The 16,151-nt window shown below is 69.3% G+C and carries 19 protein-coding genes and 3 tRNA genes; 5 read left to right on the top strand and 17 right to left on the bottom strand.

The genetic code is table 11. The annotated features are described in order from the left end of the window. The coding region (gene thiD / locus AC31A1_RS11340) for a bifunctional hydroxymethylpyrimidine kinase/phosphomethylpyrimidine kinase (RefSeq protein WP_489653143.1) at positions 1–755 on the bottom strand (755 nt) is incomplete at its 3' end. After that, on the bottom strand, positions 752–1,717 hold the full coding sequence (locus AC31A1_RS11335) for a thiamine-phosphate kinase (protein ID WP_019058663.1): 966 nt from the start codon (positions 1,715–1,717) through the stop codon (positions 752–754). The genes thiD and AC31A1_RS11335, both read right to left, overlap by 4 nt. 212 nt (positions 1,718–1,929) lie before the next feature. On the opposite strand from AC31A1_RS11335, the gene AC31A1_RS11330 reads away from it, so the two are divergent. After that, positions 1,930–2,163 (top strand): Lrp/AsnC family transcriptional regulator, encoded by a 234-nt coding sequence (locus AC31A1_RS11330; RefSeq protein WP_003997603.1) that lies wholly within the window; start codon positions 1,930–1,932, stop codon positions 2,161–2,163. Positions 2,164–2,183: 20 nt separating this feature from the next. Further along, a complete protein-coding gene (locus AC31A1_RS11325) occupies positions 2,184–2,675 on the top strand; it encodes a DUF3515 domain-containing protein (RefSeq protein WP_489653142.1) in 492 nt (163 codons plus the stop codon). Positions 2,676–2,680: 5 nt separating this feature from the next. On the opposite strand, the gene AC31A1_RS11320 is transcribed toward AC31A1_RS11325, so the two are convergent. The 3 genes from AC31A1_RS11320 to AC31A1_RS11310 all read right to left on the bottom strand — a co-directional run bounded on the left by AC31A1_RS11320 (position 2,681) and on the right by AC31A1_RS11310 (position 5,815). Beyond that, positions 2,681–3,838, bottom strand: coding sequence for a D-alanine--D-alanine ligase family protein (locus tag AC31A1_RS11320; RefSeq protein WP_366490164.1), 1,158 nt, complete (start codon positions 3,836–3,838; stop codon positions 2,681–2,683). A gap of 160 nt (positions 3,839–3,998) precedes the next feature. Next, positions 3,999–5,009 carry an NAD(P)H-dependent glycerol-3-phosphate dehydrogenase gene (locus AC31A1_RS11315; RefSeq protein ID WP_489653141.1) on the bottom strand — a complete coding sequence of 337 codons (1,011 nt, stop codon included), beginning with the start codon at positions 5,007–5,009 and terminating at the stop codon, positions 3,999–4,001. Further along, positions 5,006–5,815: a lysophospholipid acyltransferase family protein gene (locus tag AC31A1_RS11310; RefSeq protein WP_489653140.1), complete on the bottom strand. Its 810-nt coding sequence runs from the start codon at positions 5,813–5,815 to the stop codon at positions 5,006–5,008. Before AC31A1_RS11310 ends, AC31A1_RS11315 begins: the two co-directional genes overlap by 4 nt. A gap of 144 nt (positions 5,816–5,959) precedes the next feature. On the opposite strand from AC31A1_RS11310, the gene cofC reads away from it, so the two are divergent. Both cofC and AC31A1_RS11300 read left to right on the top strand, forming a co-directional pair. Beyond that, positions 5,960–6,598 (top strand): 2-phospho-L-lactate guanylyltransferase, encoded by a 639-nt coding sequence (gene cofC / locus AC31A1_RS11305; protein ID WP_399387511.1) that lies wholly within the window; start codon positions 5,960–5,962, stop codon positions 6,596–6,598. A 19-nt stretch (positions 6,599–6,617) separates the two neighbouring features. Continuing rightward, positions 6,618–6,821 carry a hypothetical protein gene (locus tag AC31A1_RS11300; RefSeq protein ID WP_327401063.1) on the top strand — a complete coding sequence of 68 codons (204 nt, stop codon included), beginning with the start codon at positions 6,618–6,620 and terminating at the stop codon, positions 6,819–6,821. Between the two features lie 104 nt (positions 6,822–6,925). On the opposite strand, the gene AC31A1_RS11295 is transcribed toward AC31A1_RS11300, so the two are convergent. From AC31A1_RS11295 to leuC, 4 genes are all read right to left on the bottom strand, one after another. Then, positions 6,926–7,549, bottom strand: coding sequence for an HU family DNA-binding protein (locus tag AC31A1_RS11295; RefSeq protein WP_318019046.1), 624 nt, complete (start codon positions 7,547–7,549; stop codon positions 6,926–6,928). Between the two features lie 138 nt (positions 7,550–7,687). Further along, a complete protein-coding gene (locus AC31A1_RS11290) occupies positions 7,688–7,918 on the bottom strand; it encodes an SCO5555 family protein (RefSeq protein WP_033282690.1) in 231 nt (76 codons plus the stop codon). Between the two features lie 275 nt (positions 7,919–8,193). After that, entirely contained in the window at positions 8,194–8,787 is a 594-nt protein-coding gene (leuD, locus tag AC31A1_RS11285; protein WP_489653139.1) for a 3-isopropylmalate dehydratase small subunit, read from the bottom strand. A 5-nt stretch (positions 8,788–8,792) separates the two neighbouring features. Next, positions 8,793–10,217 (bottom strand): 3-isopropylmalate dehydratase large subunit, encoded by a 1,425-nt coding sequence (leuC, locus tag AC31A1_RS11280; protein ID WP_489653138.1) that lies wholly within the window; start codon positions 10,215–10,217, stop codon positions 8,793–8,795. 191 nt (positions 10,218–10,408) lie between these two features. Here leuC and ndgR point away from each other — a divergent pair, with 191 nt between their 5' ends. Further along, positions 10,409–11,125, top strand: coding sequence for an IclR family transcriptional regulator NdgR (gene ndgR, locus AC31A1_RS11275; RefSeq protein ID WP_019068721.1), 717 nt, complete (start codon positions 10,409–10,411; stop codon positions 11,123–11,125). Positions 11,126–11,285: 160 nt separating this feature from the next. Here ndgR and AC31A1_RS11270 read toward each other — a convergent pair. The 8 genes from AC31A1_RS11270 to AC31A1_RS11235 all read right to left on the bottom strand — a co-directional run bounded on the left by AC31A1_RS11270 (position 11,286) and on the right by AC31A1_RS11235 (position 15,773). Continuing rightward, positions 11,286–11,358, bottom strand: a tRNA-Glu gene (locus tag AC31A1_RS11270). A 62-nt stretch (positions 11,359–11,420) separates the two neighbouring features. Continuing rightward, positions 11,421–11,493: transfer RNA gene (locus tag AC31A1_RS11265), tRNA-Glu, on the bottom strand. 42 nt (positions 11,494–11,535) lie between these two features. Further along, positions 11,536–11,607, bottom strand: a tRNA-Gln gene (locus AC31A1_RS11260). 91 nt (positions 11,608–11,698) lie between these two features. Continuing rightward, positions 11,699–12,430 (bottom strand): HAD family hydrolase, encoded by a 732-nt coding sequence (locus AC31A1_RS11255; protein WP_489653137.1) that lies wholly within the window; start codon positions 12,428–12,430, stop codon positions 11,699–11,701. 50 nt (positions 12,431–12,480) lie between these two features. Continuing rightward, on the bottom strand, positions 12,481–13,140 hold the full coding sequence (locus AC31A1_RS11250) for a DUF4241 domain-containing protein (protein ID WP_489653136.1): 660 nt from the start codon (positions 13,138–13,140) through the stop codon (positions 12,481–12,483). Between the two features lie 114 nt (positions 13,141–13,254). After that, positions 13,255–14,739, bottom strand: coding sequence for a glutamate--tRNA ligase (gene gltX, locus AC31A1_RS11245; RefSeq protein WP_489653135.1), 1,485 nt, complete (start codon positions 14,737–14,739; stop codon positions 13,255–13,257). Beyond that, positions 14,732–15,508: a fumarylacetoacetate hydrolase family protein gene (locus AC31A1_RS11240; protein ID WP_033282696.1), complete on the bottom strand. Its 777-nt coding sequence runs from the start codon at positions 15,506–15,508 to the stop codon at positions 14,732–14,734. The genes gltX and AC31A1_RS11240 overlap by 8 nt, the downstream gene beginning before the upstream one ends. A 79-nt stretch (positions 15,509–15,587) precedes the next feature. Next, complete coding sequence (locus tag AC31A1_RS11235; RefSeq protein WP_489653134.1) at positions 15,588–15,773, bottom strand: hypothetical protein; 186 nt, start codon at positions 15,771–15,773, stop codon at positions 15,588–15,590. Positions 15,774–16,151 lie beyond the last annotated feature (378 nt).

Genomic DNA, 16,151 nt, shown 5'->3' with positions numbered 1-16,151 from the left:
GGCCCGATCCCCCCACCGAGCGCGAACCCCGCCGCGATCGCCCCGGTGACGTAGTCCTTCGCCACCGCCACGGCCTCCGGCACCGACTGCCCCTTGGCGAGCTGCGACGCGATCGCCGAGGCGAGCGTGCAGCCGGTCCCGTGGGTGTGCCGGTTGTCGTGCCGGGGCGCACGCAGCCAGTGCTCCTCAGAACCGTCGGTGAGCAGATCCACGGCGTCACCCGGCAGATGACCACCCTTGATCAACACCCAACGCGGCCCGTACGCCAGCACCGCAGCCGCGGCCTCGCGCAGTTGGTCCTCCGAGTCGACCCGTACGCCGGTGAGTTGCGCCACCTCGTCGAGATTCGGCGTCGCGACCGTCGCCACCGGCAACAGCTTCGTCCGTACGGCGTCCAGCGCGGAGTCCGCCAGCAGTGGGTCCCCGTGCTTCGAGATGCCCACAGGGTCGACGACCGTAGGGACGTCCGTGCCGCCGATCAACCCCGCGACCGTCTCGACGAGTTCGGCCGACGCGAGCATCCCGGTCTTCACGGCCTGGACGCCGATGTCGTCGACCACGCTGCGATACTGGGCGCGCACCGCCTCCGCCGGAAGCTCCCAAGCGCCTTGCACGCCGAGGGAGTTCTGCGCGGTGACCGCCGTGACGACGCTCATGCCGTGCACGCCGAGCGCGAGCATGGTCTTCAAGTCGGCCTGGATTCCCGCCCCTCCACCGGAGTCGGAGCCGGCCACGGTCAGCACCAGCGGCTTCACGACTCGATGTCCCCGAAGTGGTCCCAGCCGCCCTTGCTGGTCCACGGCGCCCCGTCGACCGTCACCTGGGGCAGTGCGGACGGGTTGAGGACCTCGCCGATGACCTTCCAGCGGGCCGGCAGCTTCACGTCCGGCGCGAAGGTCGCCACGATCGCGTGGTCCTCTCCCCCGGTGAGCACCCACTGGATGGGGTCGACGCCGACGGCCTGCCCGATGTCGTTCATCTGCGTCGGGACGTCGATCGCGCCCGACCGGATGTCGATGCGGACCTTGCTGGCCTCCGCGATGTGCCCGAGGTCGGCGATCAGCCCGTCGCTCACGTCGCACATCGAGGTGGCGCCGAGCCCGGCCGCCGCCGGACCCGCGTGGTACGGCGGCTCGGGGCGCCGGTGCGCCTCCACGAACGCGCGCGGCGAGCGGAAGCCCCGCGACAGCACCGCGAACCCGGCCGCTGACCAGCCCAGCCAGCCCGTCACGGCGACCACGTCACCGGGCTGCGCGCCGCCCCGGGTGACCGGCTCGCGGCCGCGCAGATCGCCGAGCGCGGTGATCGACACCATGATCGTGTCGCCTCGTACGACATCGCCGCCGACCACCGAGGCACCCGCGACCTGGCACTCGTCGCGCAGGCCGTCCATCAGCTCCATGGGCCAGGTGACCGGGAGTTCGGCCGGTACGACCAGGCCGAGGAGCAGCGCGGTCGGTACGGCGCCCATGGCGGCGATGTCCGCCAGGTTCTGTGCGGCGGCCTTGCGTCCGACGTCGTAGGCCGTGGACCAGTCGCGGCGGAAGTGGCGGCCCTCCAGCAGGATGTCGGTGCTCGCCACGACCCTGCGGTCGGGCGCGGCCACGACCGCGGCGTCGTCGCCGGGGCCGACCCGGACCGCGGGGGTGGTGGTGAGCCGGGAAGTGAGCTCCCTGATGAGCCCGAACTCCCCCAACTCACCGACGGTGCCCTTCATCGTTCGTCCTCTTCTCGTGACGGCAGCGCCCGGTCGCGAGCCGTCGGTGTGCTCGGTACGGTCGAGGTGACCGTCGACTTCAGTCGTGCCCGCGCCCCAGCACGGGGGCCAAGTCGTGTCGGGCCACCGCGGGTCTCCCCGCGGCGAGCGGCGACGCGATACCGTGGCGTTCCTTTTCCCCACATGATCCTCGTGGCCGCCCTGGAGGTTCCGTGGTACAGGCGTACATCCTGATCCAGACGGAGGTCGGCAAGGCGTCGACCGTCGCCGAAACGATCAGCAAGATCCCTGGAGTGATCCAGGCCGAGGACGTGACAGGACCGTACGACGTGATCGTGCGGGCCCAGGCCGACACGGTCGACGACCTCGGCCGCATGGTGGTCGCCAAAGTCCAGCAAGTGGACGGCATCACCCGCACCCTGACCTGCCCGGTGGTGCATCTGTAGCCCCCGTCTACCCTTGGCCGGTGAACTCTCTCCGTCACCGGCACCGTTCTGTCATCGGGCTGTCCGTGCTCGCCGCGCTGATCACCGTCGCGGGCTGCTCCTCAGCAGACGACAGCGCGTCGGCGGCGGTTCCCTCGCCGGGCGCGAAGGTCACCGGGCTGTGCCAGAACCTGGACAAGGTGCTGCCGTCGAAGGTCGACGACCAGGGCCGCCGGGATCCCGAGCCCGCGTCCGCACTGACCGCGGGCTGGGGGAACCCGGCGATCATACTGCGCTGCGGTGTCGTCAGACCCGCCAAGATGAACGACCCGGAGGCCGACGGCGTCGAGGTGAACGGCGTCGGCTGGCTCCTCCAGAAGGAGGACGACGGCTCCTTCCGCTTCACCACGACGCTGCGGAAGGCCTACGTGGAGGTGACCATCCCGAAGGACCGCACCGGAGACGGCATGGCGCCCCTGGTCGACCTCGCGAAATCCGTCAAGAAGGCGATCCCCGCGGGGATCTCCGACTGACTGTCTCAGCGAAGCCCCGTCGAACGGCGCAGCGCCGCCTGCACCAGCAGGTCCACCAACTCCCCGTAGGGGACGCCGCTGGCCTGCCACATCTGCGGGTACATCGAGATCGGCGTGAACCCGGGCATCGTGTTGATCTCGTTGATGACGAACTCGCCGTCTTCGGTAAGGAAGAAGTCCGCCCGCACGAGCCCCTCGCAGGAGGCCGCGTCGAAGGCGTCCACCGCGAGCCGCTGGACCTCGGCGGTCTCCTCCGGCGTCAGCGGGGCGGGCACGATACCCGGGGTCGAGTCGATGTACTTCGCCTCGAAGTCGTAGTACGCGTGCTCCTGGGGCGGCGGAATCTCGGCGGGCACACTCGCGCGCGGTCCGTCCTCGAACTCCAGGACCCCGCACTCGATCTCGCGGCCGCGCAGCGCGGCCTCCACGAGGATCTTCGGGTCGTGCCGCTGCGCCTCCTCGATCGCCTCGTCGAGGCCGGACAGGTCGTCGACCTTGGTGATGCCGATCGACGACCCCGCGCGCGCGGGCTTCACGAACAGCGGCCAGCCGTGCTCACCCGCGAAGTCGACGATCTTCTTGCGCGCGGCGGACTCGTCCCGCTGCCACTCGCGCGGCCGGATCACCACGTAGGGGCCGACCTTGAGGCCGAACGAGGTGAACACCCGCTTCATGTACTCCTTGTCCTGGCCGACGGCCGAGGCGAGCACACCCGCGCCCACGTACGGCACACCGGACAGCTCCAGGAGTCCCTGCAGGGTGCCGTCCTCGCCGTAGGGGCCGTGCAGGACGGGGAAGACGACGTCGACCTCGCCGAGGGCCTTGGGCACGGATCCCGGCTCGCTGACGACGACTTCACGGTTCCCGGGGTCGAGCGGGAGCACCACGCCGCCCTCGCTCGACTCGGCGAGTTCGTCGACGTCCGGGGTGCGGCGGTCGGTGATCGCCATCCGCTCCGGGGCGTCGGCGGTCAGGGCCCAGCGGCCTTCGCGGGTGATGCCGATCGGCAGGACGTCGTACTTGGTCCGGTCGATGGCCGCGAGGACGGCGCCGGCGGTGACCACGGAGATCCCGTGTTCGGAGCTGCGACCGCCGAACACGACGGCCACACGCGGCTTGCGAGGCGGCTGCTCAGGGCTCTGGGAGAGGTTCTCGGTGCTCATATCGCGATGAGAGTACCCGGTGGTAGTGCTTTGAGTCAGCGTCCGTTGACGGCAGGCGGTTCGCGCAGCGCCCCGTAAGGGGCGCGGGGAACTGCGCGACAAGCCACGACGGCGCAGCAGTCACCCGACGGCACAAGACACCCCCCACCCAGCGGAGCGCTCATCGGCGTTCCGGCTTAGCGCTGCGCGACATGAGCTCCTTCACCGCGACCACCGGCGACTTCCCCTCGTGCACGATCTCGAACACCGTCTCCGTGATGGGCATGTCGACATCGTGCCGACGGGCCAAATCCAGTACGGACTCACAGGACTTGACGCCCTCGGCGGTCTGTTTGGTGACCGCGATGGTCTCCTGGAGGGTCATGCCCTTGCCGAGGTTGGTGCCGAAGGTGTGGTTGCGCGACAGCGGCGAGGAGCAGGTCGCCACCAGGTCGCCCAGGCCCGCGAGTCCGGAGAACGTCAGCGGGTCCGCGCCCATCGCGAGCCCGAGCCGCGTCGTCTCGACGAGACCGCGGGTGATGAGCGAGCCCTTCGCGTTGTCCCCGAGCCCCATGCCGTCCGCGATGCCGACGGCGAGCCCGATCACGTTCTTCACCGCGCCGCCGAGCTCGCAACCCACGACGTCGGTGATGGTGTACGGCCTGAAGTACGGCGTGTGGCAAGCGGTTTGGAGCCGGCGGGCGACGGCCTCGTCGGTGCAGGCGACCACCGCGGCGGCCGGCATCCGGGAGGCGATCTCCCGCGCGAGGTTGGGCCCGGAGACCACGGCGATCCGGTCCCGGCCGACCTTGGCGACGTCCTCGATGACCTCGCTCATCCGCATGACGGAGCCGAGCTCGACGCCCTTCATGAGCGAGACGAGGATCGTGTCGGGCGCCAACAGGGGTGCCCAGTCGGCCAAGTTGGCGCGCAGCGTCTGTGAAGGGACTGACAGGACGGTGAAGTCGGCGTCGGCGGCGGCCTCGGCGGCGTCGGTGGTGGCCCGCAGGTTCTCCGGTAGTTCCACGCCGGGGAAGTAATCGGGGTTCGTACGCGTGGAGTTGATGGCCTCGGCGACCTCCGCGCGTCGCGCCCAGAGCGTGACCTCGCACCCCGCGTCGGCGAGCACCATGCCGAAAGCCGTGCCCCACGAACCGGCGCTGAAGACAGCCGCCTTGACCGGCTTGCTCACGTGCCCTGCCCCTCTTCCTGCTCGACCTTCGACTCAAGTGCCGCCTGGGCCTGAGCCTCCAACTCCTGTGTCTCCGCGGCCGTCCGGCGCCGCTGCTCGATCCGCTCGCGGCGCGGGTCGTAGGGCACCTCGGGTGCCTTCGCGCCGCGGATCTGCTCCAACAGGCGGGTGATGTCGGCCATGATGACCTCGGTCGCCTCCTTGAGGAGGTCCGGGCTCATCTCCTTGCCGTAGAACCGCGTGAGGTCCACCGGCGGGCCCGCGAGCACGTGGCTGGTCTTGCGCGGAAAGACGTGCAACTTCTTGGCGTACGGCGGGAGCAACTCGTTGGCGCCCCATTGCGCTACGGGAATCACCGGGCACTGGGTCTGCAGGGCCACTCGCGCGGCACCGGTCTTGGCGGCCATGGGCCATTGGCCGGGGTCCCGGGTGATGGTGCCCTCGGGATAGAACGCGACGCACTCACCGCGCTCCACGGCTTCGATCGCGGCGCGGAAGGCACTCAACGCGTCCGTGGTCTCGCGATAGACGGGGATCTGTCCGGTGCCGCGCATCGCGGCACCGACGAATCCCTTCCTGAAAAGGCTGCTCTTCGCCAGGAATCGCGGAACACGTCCGGTGTTGTACTGAAAGTGTCCGTATGCGAAGGGGTCCACTTGTGAATTGTGGTTCACCGCGGTGATAAACCCGCCCTCGGCCGGAATGTGCTCCATTCCGCCCCAGTCCCGCTTGATCAGAACCACCAGCGGAGGTTTGCAGAGGACCGCTGCGAAGCGGTACCAGAACCCGATTCTGCGGCGGGGCACGCGAACACCTTCCTCTTGGACCTGGGGGGCCGCACAAGTGTCGCCCCAGGCCGTCGGTCTGTCGAGAACACCGTACGCCCCGGCACCGACACCGCCAGGGGCTCCGGGTGACAATGGCCGCGACAAGAGAGGGGCGGAACGCCCGTGCAGTGGACCTTGGTCATCCCCCTGAAGCCTCTGGCGCGCGCCAAGAGCAGGCTCTCGGACACCGCGGGCGACGGGCTGCGCCCGGGCCTGGCCCTCGCCTTCGCGCAGGACACCGTGGCGGCCGCGCTGGCCTGCCCGGCGGTCCGCGATGTGGCGGTCGTCACGGACGACGCCCTGGCCGGCCGCGAACTGGCCGCGCTGGGCGCCCGTATCGTCGCCGACGAGCCGGGAGGCGGCCTGAACGCCGCGCTGCGGCACGCGGCGGGGGTCGTGCGGGTTTCCCGCCCCGAAAGCGCCGTCGCGGCCCTGAACGCCGATCTGCCGGCTCTGCGCCCCGCGGAATTGGCCCGGGTCCTGGACGCGGCCGCCGAATTCCCGCGCGCTTTTCTCCCGGACGCGGCCGCAATCGGCACCACGTTGCTCACCGCGCGAGAGGGCCGCGAATTGCGCCCGGCTTTCGGCACGGATTCCCGCGCCCGCCATCGCGCCTCGGGGGCGAACGAACTCACCCTGGACGCGGTGGATTCCGTACGACAGGACGTGGACACCGGCGAGGACCTGCGGGCGGCGCTGGCCCTCGGGGTGGGGCCGCGCACGGCGGCAGCGGCGGCGGGGCTGCTGATTCCGGGGCAGTGACCGGCAGTAGGCTGCGCCCATGCAGGCGACCGCTTACACCTACGACGCCGGGACCCGTACCGGAAGTGTGCTGCTCGACGACGGCACCCCGGTGTCCTTCGACGCCGCCGCGTTCGACGCGGGCGGGCTGCGGCTGCTCCGGCCCGGACAGCGGGTGCGGATCGAGACCGAGGGGCCCGAGGACGGCCTCAGGGTCACGCTGGTGACGCTGCAGACCTTCTGAACGCCCTTTTCCGTACGGCCCCCTTCCGTACGCTCCTGAACACGCCGCGGGCCGGACTCCCAGAGGGAGTCCGGCCCGGCGCGTGAGTGCCCTGCGCCCCGTGACTAGCGGGTGGTGGCCTTCTTGGCGGTGGTCTTGCGCGTCGCCGACTTCTTGGCGGGGGCCTTCTTGGCCGTCGCCTTCTTGGCGGTGCCGGTGGCCTTCTTGGCCGCCGTCTTCTTGGCCGTCGCCGTGGTCTTCTTGGCGGTGGCCTTCTTGGCCGTGGCCTTCTTCGCGGTGGCCGTGGTCTTCTTGGCGACCGTCTTCTTCGCCACGGTCTTCTTCGCGGCCGCCGTCGCCCTCTTGGCGGTGGTCTTCTTGGCCGCGGCCTTCTTGACCGTCGCCGAAGCGGTGCCGCTCAGGCTGCCCTTGGGCGCCTTCTTGACGGCGACCTCGCCGCCGCGCGGGAGCTTCTTCGAGCCGCTCACCAGGTCCTTGAAACCCTGGCCCGCGCGGAAGCGCGGCACGGAGGTCTTCTTGACCCGAACCCGCTCGCCCGTCTGGGGGTTGCGGGCGTAACGGGCCGGACGGTCGACCTTCTCGAACGAACCGAAGCCGGTGACCGAAACACGGTCCCCATTGACGACGGCACGGACGACTGCGTCCAGAACCGCGTCGACCGCCTCGGCGGCCTGCTGACGGCCACCGACCTTGTCCGCAATCGCTTCTACGAGCTGCGCCTTGTTCACGTCTTCCCCTTCGGAGACATTGCCGGAACGAAACTGCTCCGGCTTTTTCGCACGTTAGGCAGATATATACCGCAAATCAAACACGAAACGGGCTAATCACCCGTGCGCCGCAACGAACTCGGCTGTCCTGGACTTGTTTCAGCGTTCCTCTTCCGGGAATCGACCCGCGTCGAGGTCCTCTGTGAACCGGTCCAGCCGCCTTGTCGCGTCGGCGAGATCGTGCTTGGCCGCGGCCGTAATGACCAGCAGCTTCCGGGCCAGCGCCATCCGTACGCCCTCCGGGACTTGCAGTGCGCGCACCCTTGTGTGCGCTTCCTTGAGTTGGTCCGCGACTGCCGCATAGAGCTTGAGTTGGCCGTCGTGTTCCATGCACAGATTGTGCCATCTGGGGCGAGTTGTCGCCTGCGGGGGTAGCAACTGGTGCCTCAAACAGCGTTCCGGAGCCCGGCGGCAGCCTTGGCTCAAAGCTGCGCCTACCCCGTCAACACCCTGTCTAACACAGGGAGTTGAGCAAAGCGTTGCAGGCGCGCAGGGCCGTTCGGGTGCAGACATGGCTGTACCCCCAATCGTGGCGATCGGGGGTACAGACGGGGTGTCGCGTGGCCGAATCTCGACTCGGGGAAGGCCTCGTGAGGTCCTTCGGGTCAGACCTGGACCGTCCTCGGCTTGTACGAGGGGCGCTTGGCCTCGTACGTGACGATGTCGCCCTCGTTCTGGAGGGTGATGGAGATGTCGTCCAGGCCGTTCAGCAGCCGCCAGCGGGCGTTCTCGTCGAGTTCGAAGGCGGCGGTGATGCCTTCGGCGCGCACCTCGCGGGCCTCCAGGTCGACCGTGACCTCGGCCTGCGGGTCCTTCTCGGTGAGGTCCTGCAGCGCGTCCACGATCTTCTGCTCCAGAACCACCGTGAGCAGGCCGTTCTTCAGCGAGTTGCCGCGGAAGATGTCGGCGAACCGGGAGGAGACGACGGCCTTGAAGCCGTAGTTCTGCAGCGCCCACACGGCGTGCTCACGCGAGGAGCCGGTGCCGAAGTCGGGGCCGGCCACCAGGACCGTCGCGCCCTTGCGCTCGGGGCGGTTGAGGATGAAGTTCTCGTCCTTGCGCCAGGCCTCGAAGAGCCCGTCCTCGAAGCCGTCCCTGGTCACCTTCTTGAGCCAGTGGGCGGGGATGATCTGGTCGGTGTCCACGTTGCTGCGGCGCAGCGGAACGGCCCGGCCGGTGTGCGTGGTGAATGCTTCCATGACTCTCAGACTCCAGCGGGCACAGGGGCGTCGGACAGGTCGGCGGGCGAGGCCAGGTGGCCCAGCACGGCGGTCGCGGCGGCGACCTGCGGCGAGACGAGGTGCGTACGGCCGCCCTTGCCCTGCCTGCCCTCGAAGTTGCGGTTGGAGGTGGACGCGGAGCGCTCACCGGGTGCCAACTGGTCCGGGTTCATGCCCAGACACATCGAGCAGCCCGCGTGCCGCCATTCGGCGCCGGCCTCCTTGAACACGACGTCCAGGCCCTCGGAGACGGCCTGGAGACCGACGCGGGCGGAGCCCGGGACGACCAGCATCCGTACACCGTCGGCGACTTTGCGTCCCTCGACGATCGCGGCGGCCGCACGCAGGTCCTCGATACGGCCGTTGGTGCACGAACCTACGAAGACGGTGTCGACCTTGATGTCGCGCAGCGGCTGGCCGGCCTCCAACCCCATGTATTCCAGGGCCTTTTCGGCGGCGAAGCGCTCCGAAGCGTCTTCGTACGAAGCCGGGTCGGGGACGGACGCCGAAAGCGGCGCGCCCTGACCGGGGTTGGTGCCCCAGGTGACGAACGGCGCCAGCGAGGGACCGTCGATGACGACCTCGGCGTCGAATTCCGCGTCCGCGTCGGTCTTCAGGGTCTTCCAGTACGCGACGGCGGCGTCCCAGTCGTCGCCCTCGGGGGCGTGGGCGCGGCCCTTGATGTACTCGAAGGTGGTCTCGTCGGGGGCGATCATGCCCGCGCGGGCGCCGGCCTCGATCGACATGTTGCAGATGGTCATGCGGGCTTCCATCGAGAGTTTCTCGATGGCGGAGCCGCGGTATTCAAGGATGTAGCCCTGGCCGCCGCCGGTGCCGATCTTCGCGATGATGGCGAGGATCAGGTCCTTGGCGGTGACGCCGTCGGGGAGTTCGCCGTCGACCGTGATGGCCATGGTCTTCGGGCGGGCCAGCGGGAGCGTCTGGGTGGCCAGCACATGCTCCACCTGAGAGGTGCCAATGCCGAACGCCAGCGCCCCGAAGGCGCCGTGCGTGGAGGTGTGGGAGTCACCGCACACGACCGTGGTACCGGGCTGGGTCAGCCCCAGCTGCGGGCCTACGACGTGGACGACGCCCTGCTCGACGTCGCCCAGGGAGTGCAGGCGCACGCCGAAGTCCGCGCAGTTCTTGCGCAGCGTCTCCAGCTGGGCCCGGGAGACCGGGTCCGCGATGGGCTTGTCGATGTCGAGGGTCGGGGTGTTGTGATCCTCGGTGGCGATGGTGAGGTCGAGGCGCCGCACGGGACGCCCGGCCTGGCGGAGACCGTCGAAGGCCTGCGGGCTGGTCACCTCGTGCAGCAGGTGCAGATCGATGAAGAGGAGGTCGGGCTCGCCCTCGGCGCGCCGGACGACATGGTCGTCCCAGACCTTCTCCGCGAGTGTCCTACCCATCGCTTTCCCTCCGGCCGGCAAGACAGCGCCGGCCCAACTAGAGATCTTTGAGGAGACGGCGCTCGCACCCCTGGTTCACGGGCAGCCGCCGCCTGGCCCGTTTGGTACGCGGGCCGCTGTGCCTACAAGAGTTGCGCGTCTCACGAAAAAAGGAACTTGCGTTTCACAGAGTGAGACGTGAGTATCGTTTCATGGACAACAGTAGCGGCGTCGGCGTCCTGGACAAGGCAGCCCTTGTCCTGGGCGCCCTGGAGTCCGGTCCGGCCACCCTCGCGGGTCTGGTCGCGGCGACCGGGCTGGCACGACCCACGGCACACCGGCTGGCCGTGGCCTTGGAACACCACCGCATGGTGGCGCGCGACATGCAGGGCCGGTTCATTCTCGGCCCCCGTCTCGCCGAGCTGGCCGCGGCCGCCGGCGAGGACCGCCTGCTCGCCACGGCGGGCCCGGTGCTCACGCATCTGCGGGACATCACGGGCGAGAGCGCGCAGCTCTACCGCCGCCAGGGCGACATGCGCATCTGCGTCGCCGCGGCGGAACGCCTGTCCGGACTGCGGGACACGGTCCCGGTCGGCTCGACGCTCACGATGAAAGCCGGTTCGTCCGCGCAGATCCTGATGGCCTGGGAGGAGCCGGAGCGCCTGCACCGCGGCCTCCAGGGCGCCCGCTTCACGGCCACGGCCCTCTCGGGCGTACGGCGCCGGGGCTGGGCCCAGTCGATCGGCGAGCGCGAGCCGGGCGTCGCGTCCGTCTCCGCGCCGGTGCGCGGCCCCTCGAACCGCGTGGTGGCCGCCGTGTCCGTCTCCGGCCCCATCGAGCGCCTGACGCGCCACCCGGGCCGTATGCACGCCCAGGCGGTCATCGACGCCGCCGCCCGCCTCTCCGAGGCCCTGCGCCGCACGGGCTGATCCGCCGGGAACATCTCAAGGAGGGCCTGCCTCAACGCCGCGGCAGGCCCTTCGTCATGTCCGGTCCCCCAACTCCTGGTGAACCACGGCGAGTTGGCGCACCGGGCGGGGCGGACAACGCGAAAGCCCCTCCACCGAAGTGGAGGGGCTCTGCTGTACGTACCCCCGACCGGATTCGAACCGGCGCTACTGCCGTGAGAGGGCAGCGTGCTAGGCCGCTACACAACGGGGGCCCTAGCGATCCTGCATGAGAGGTGGCGGGTGCGACCCGGACCACCTTCCTGGGAAGGATCTGTACCCCCGACCGGATTCGAACCGGCGCTACTGCCGTGAGAGGGCAGCGTGCTAGGCCGCTACACAACGGGGGCTTTGCAGAGTTGACCTCTGCGGTTGCAGATGAGCTCTGCGAGCTGGCCTACCAGGACTCGAACCTAGACTAACGGAACCAGAAACCGTCGTGCTGCCAATTACACCATAGGCCACTAAGACGCAATCCCTGTCGGGATCTTGTTCTAGCGTTCGCCCCCAGGTAGCCGACCTTTCGGTCTGTTCTCCGGCGGCGCAGGAAGAACATTACCCGAAGGTGGACGGGGCTCCAAAACGGGTATCAGCGCCGAGGAGCGCGGGGAGTTCGGCGAGCGAGGCGATCCGGTGCCGCCCCGCGAGGGCCTCACCAGGGGCGTGCCCACCGCGGCGGTCGATCCACACGGACAGCAGTCCGGCGTCCGCGGCACCGCGCCAGTCGATCTCGGGGTGATCTCCGACATACGCCACCTCGTGCGGGGGCAGTGCCAGCGCCTCGCAGGCCGCGAGGAAGGCGCCGGCCTCGGGTTTGGAGACACCCAGCTCGGCCGCGCACAGGACGGCCTCGAAGCGGTCGTGGACACCGAGGGCGCGCAGTTTGCGGTCCTGGACGATGAGGCTGGAGTTGGACAGGACGGCGTGCCGGTGGGTGGCCGCGAGCGCGTCCAGGGCGGGCAGGACGTCCGGGAAGAGGGCCCAGGCGGTCTCGTAGTGGGCCTTGTAGCGCTGGAACCAGTCCTCGGCCTCGGCGTCGGTCAACTCCCGGTCCAGGAACAGCCGGACGCGGTCCAGCCGCTGTCCCTCGAAGGAGACCTCGCCTGCGGAGAAGCGCGCCCAGTGGAACTCGGTGGCCACCCGCCAGCGCTCCAGGGCGTCCGCCAGGCTCGCGTGGCCGTCGGCCAGGCCTTCGGCCAGCAGGTGCTCGCGCATGGCCGCGCGGTCCGCGCCCGTGTAGTCGAACAAGGTGTCGTCGACGTCCCAGACAACGGCCCGAATGGTCATGATCCGACGGTAACCCGGGACCCGGGGGCGCGTCTGCCCCCGGCCCGCCCTCACTCGGGGACGACGAAGAAGTCCGTGACGAAGCAGGTGACTTCACCGGCCGCCGTACGGCCGATCCAGGTGGGGTAGGCGCCGTCGCCCCAGCCGGAGGTGAAGGCGATCAGGTTGTGCCCGGTGTCGGGGGCGGTGATCAGGTGGGGTCCCGGGGCCCACTTGTTCTGCTCGAAGGCGTCCCACAGCGGGCCCTCGTCCGCCACGCACTCCGGGAAGGAGCCGTCGACCGACGCGTCGTAGAACGCGCCCGTGCCGGCGTCGACTCCGTAGCCGTAGAACTCGTCCTCCGTGAGTTCGGCGAGGTCCTGGCCGGGCTGGAGGGCCAGTTCCCAGGCGGCGGTGGGCTCGTCCCGTATGACCAGGCGGGCGGCGGCCACGCGCAAGTGGGGGTCGTCGGACGGGAGTTGGTCGGGCTGGGTGAGGGTGGCGACGGCCGCCTCGACCCGGTAGTGGCCGGGGGTCACGGCGACCGTGAAGGGTTCGGCCTCGCCCTGGCCGAGGCCGACGAAGGGGTCGCAGGCGACCACCTGGCCGGTGGGGAGCCAGAGTCGGCCGCCGTCGACGAGGTGGATCACGCCGACCGTGCCGGTCTCGTCCTCCCTGAACTCGCTGCCCGGCGTGAACAGCCAGGTGTAGTCACGAGCGGTCATCGGCATGAAAGGCGCCTCTCCTGAACGATCTTCAATGATCCGGAACCCTAACGCCCCGCACTGACAACGCCGAAGGGACGGCAGGCCGTTGCGGCCGCCGCCCCTTCACGCGTGCGTGCGTTACGCGGCCAGCTTGGCGAGGGCCGCGTCGATCCGGGCGAGGGTCTTCTCCTTGCCGAGGATCTCCAGGGACTCGAAGAGCGGCAGGCCGATCGTGCGGCCGGTGACGGCGACGCGGACCGGGGCCTGCGCCTTGCCGAGCTTGAGGCCGTGGGTCTCACCGGCGGCCAGGACGGCCTCCTTGAGGGACTCGGGCGAGGTCCAGTCCGCGGACTCCAGCTTCTCGCGGGCCGTGCGGAGAAGAGCGTCGGAGCCCTCCTTCATGGCCTTCGTCCAGGACGCCTCGTCCTCGACCGGCTCGGCGAGGAACAGGAAGTCGACGTTGGCCGTGATCTCCGACAGCACCTTCAGGCGGGTCTGCGCGTGCGGCGCGACGGCCTGCCACTTGGCCTCGTCGAAGTCCTCCGGTGCCCAGGGGGCGAACGGGGCCCGCAGCCACGGCGCGCAGCGCTCGGTGAAGTCCTTCACGTCGAGCAGGCGGATGTGGTCGGCGTTGATCGCCTCGCACTTCTTCAGGTCGAAGCGCGCCGGGTTCGGGTTCACGTCGGAGATCTCGAAGGCCGCGACCATCTCGTCCATCGTGAAGACGTCCCGGTCGGCCGCGAGCGACCAGCCCAGCAGGGAAAGGTAGTTGAGCAGTCCCTCGGGCAGGAAACCGCGCTCCCTGTAGAGGTTGAGCGAGGACTCCGGGTCGCGCTTGGAGAGCTTCTTGTTGCCCTCGCCCATCACGTACGGCAGGTGCCCGAAGGAGGGGATCTCCTTGGCGATGCCCAGGTCGATCAGCGCCTTGTAGAGGGCGATCTGGCGCGGGGTGGAGGAGAGCAGGTCCTCGCCGCGCAGGACGTGGGTGATCTCCATCAGGGCGTCGTCGACCGGGTTGACGAGCGTGTACAGCGGGGCGCCGTTGGCCCGGACGATGCCGTAGTCCGGCACGTTCTCCGGGGTGAACGTCAGCTCGCCGCGGACCAGGTCCGTGAAGGTGATCGTCTCGTCGGGCATCCGGAAGCGGACGATCGGCGTACGGCCCTCGGCCTTGTAGGCGTCGATCTGCTCGGCGCTCAGGTCGCGGCAGTGGCCGTCGTAGCCGGACGGCTTGCCGGCGGCGCGGGCGGCGTCGCGGCGGGCGTCCATCTCCTCGGTGGAGCAGTAGCAGTGGTAGGCGCGGCCGGCGTCCTGGAGCTTCTGCGCGATGTCCTTGTAGATGTCCATCCGCTGCGACTGGCGGTAGGGCGCGTGCGGGCCGCCGACCTCGGGGCCCTCGTCCCAGTCGAAGCCCAGCCAGCGCAGCGAGTCGAGCAGCTGGTTGTACGACTCCTCCGAGTCGCGGGCCGCGTCGGTGTCCTCGATGCGGAAGACCAGGGTGCCCTGGTGGTGCTTGGCGAACGCCCAGTTGAACAGGGCGGTGCGGACCAGGCCCACGTGCGGGTTGCCGGTCGGCGAGGGGCAGAAACGGACACGGACTGCTGGGGCGGATGCGCTAGCCACGCTTGACAACCTTGTTGGTGAGAGTGCCGATGCCTTCGATGGAGACGGCGACCTCGTCGCCGACCGTGAGCGGTCCGACGCCTGCCGGGGTGCCCGTGAGGATCACGTCGCCAGGGAGCAGCGTCATGGCCTCGGTGATGTTGACGATCAGATCCTCGATCGAGTGGATCATCTCGCTGGTGCGGCCGAGCTGACGCTGCTGTCCGTTGACCGTGAGCTGGATGGTGAGGTCGCTCGGGTCGAGGTCCGTCTCCACCCAGGGGCCGAGCGGGCAGGAGGTGTCGAAGCCCTTGGCCCGGGCCCACTGCTTCTCGCGCTTCTGGACGTCCCGCGCGGTGATGTCGTTGGCGCAGGTGTAGCCGAGGATGACGTCCTTGACGCGCTCGCGCGGGACCTCGCGGCACATCCGGCCGATGACGACGGCCAGTTCGGCCTCGTGGTGGAGGTCCTCGGTGAAGGAGGGGTACTGGATGTCGTCGCCGGGGCCGATCACCGAGGTGGACGGCTTGAAGAAGGCGAAGGGGACGTCCGGCACGTCGTTGCCCAGTTCCCGGGCGTGCTCGGCGTAGTTGCGGCCGTAGGCGACGACCTTGTTCGGGAGGACCGGCGGCAGCAGCCTGACCTTGCTGAGCGGGACCTTCGTACCGGAGAGCTCGAAGTCCGCGAACGGGATGCCCTTGATGATGTCGAGGACGAGCTCGTCCGGCTTGTCGCCCTCGACCGCGCCGAAGGCGACGTTCCCGTCGATGGAGAATCTGGCGATGCGCACGGGATCCTGGCGCCCCTCACTGAGCTGGCTGGAGTCTGACGCTCCAGGCTAACGCGGTGCGGGAGCCCTGCTCGCGCGATTACTCCGCGGCGGAGGTGACCGGGATCTCCATGAGGATGGTGCGGCGCGGGTTGGCCGTCTGGGCCGGCAGGTCGAGGGAGTGTTCCTGCAGCTCCGGCGTCTGCAGCGGCTCGGCGTCCGTGAGGTGCGCCAGCGTCGTGCGTCGCGGGTTGGCAATGTTGCGGAACATCATCGTGGTCTTCACTGTTGTACTCGACCCTCGTCGTCCGTGGGTGGGCGGTTGGCAGTATGTGCCCTCATGTAAAGCGTCAGGCTAAACATCCAATTCCCGGCCGAAGGCGCGAAGAGCCTCTGATCTGCGTGTGAGTTTGCTCACGGCCGCATGACCAAAGCGTCCAATTCGGACCCCCAACTCACCTCAACGAAACGGACATTGCCCCCTTGAAGCTGTCATTCCGCTCCTGATCATGGCGACTTGGGCACATGGCATGCCCCCAGGGGTCGTGGGGGTATGCACCCTTTGGGGTGAATAGCTTTCTACGTCTCGTGACACACCCCTCACGCGGTGTCACACAGGTCACAGCCTGGCCTACGGGCCTTGTTGGAGATCCGGCACTGTGCT

The sequence above is a fragment of the Streptomyces sp. P5F9 genome, from assembly GCF_057961495.1.
Note: the sequence above shows the minus strand (reverse complement) of the source record. Positions and strands in the feature narration are given on the sequence as shown.

What these genes read in the sequence shown, in the direction of transcription:
- AC31A1_RS11335 (WP_019058663.1), bottom strand. Translation starts at nt 1,717, where the DNA reads ATGAAGGGCACCGTCGGTGAGTTGGGGGAGTTCGGGCTCATCAGGGAG.
- AC31A1_RS11320 (WP_366490164.1), bottom strand. Translation starts at nt 3,838, where the DNA reads ATGAGCACCGAGAACCTCTCCCAGAGCCCTGAGCAGCCGCCTCGCAAG.
- AC31A1_RS11300 (WP_327401063.1), top strand. Translation starts at nt 6,618, where the DNA reads ATGCAGGCGACCGCTTACACCTACGACGCCGGGACCCGTACCGGAAGT.
- AC31A1_RS11290 (WP_033282690.1), bottom strand. Translation starts at nt 7,918, where the DNA reads ATGGAACACGACGGCCAACTCAAGCTCTATGCGGCAGTCGCGGACCAA.
- leuD (WP_489653139.1), bottom strand. Translation starts at nt 8,787, where the DNA reads ATGGAAGCATTCACCACGCACACCGGCCGGGCCGTTCCGCTGCGCCGC.
- leuC (WP_489653138.1), bottom strand. Translation starts at nt 10,217, where the DNA reads ATGGGTAGGACACTCGCGGAGAAGGTCTGGGACGACCATGTCGTCCGG.
- ndgR (WP_019068721.1), top strand. Translation starts at nt 10,409, where the DNA reads ATGGACAACAGTAGCGGCGTCGGCGTCCTGGACAAGGCAGCCCTTGTC.
- AC31A1_RS11255 (WP_489653137.1), bottom strand. Translation starts at nt 12,430, where the DNA reads ATGACCATTCGGGCCGTTGTCTGGGACGTCGACGACACCTTGTTCGAC.
- AC31A1_RS11250 (WP_489653136.1), bottom strand. Translation starts at nt 13,140, where the DNA reads ATGCCGATGACCGCTCGTGACTACACCTGGCTGTTCACGCCGGGCAGC.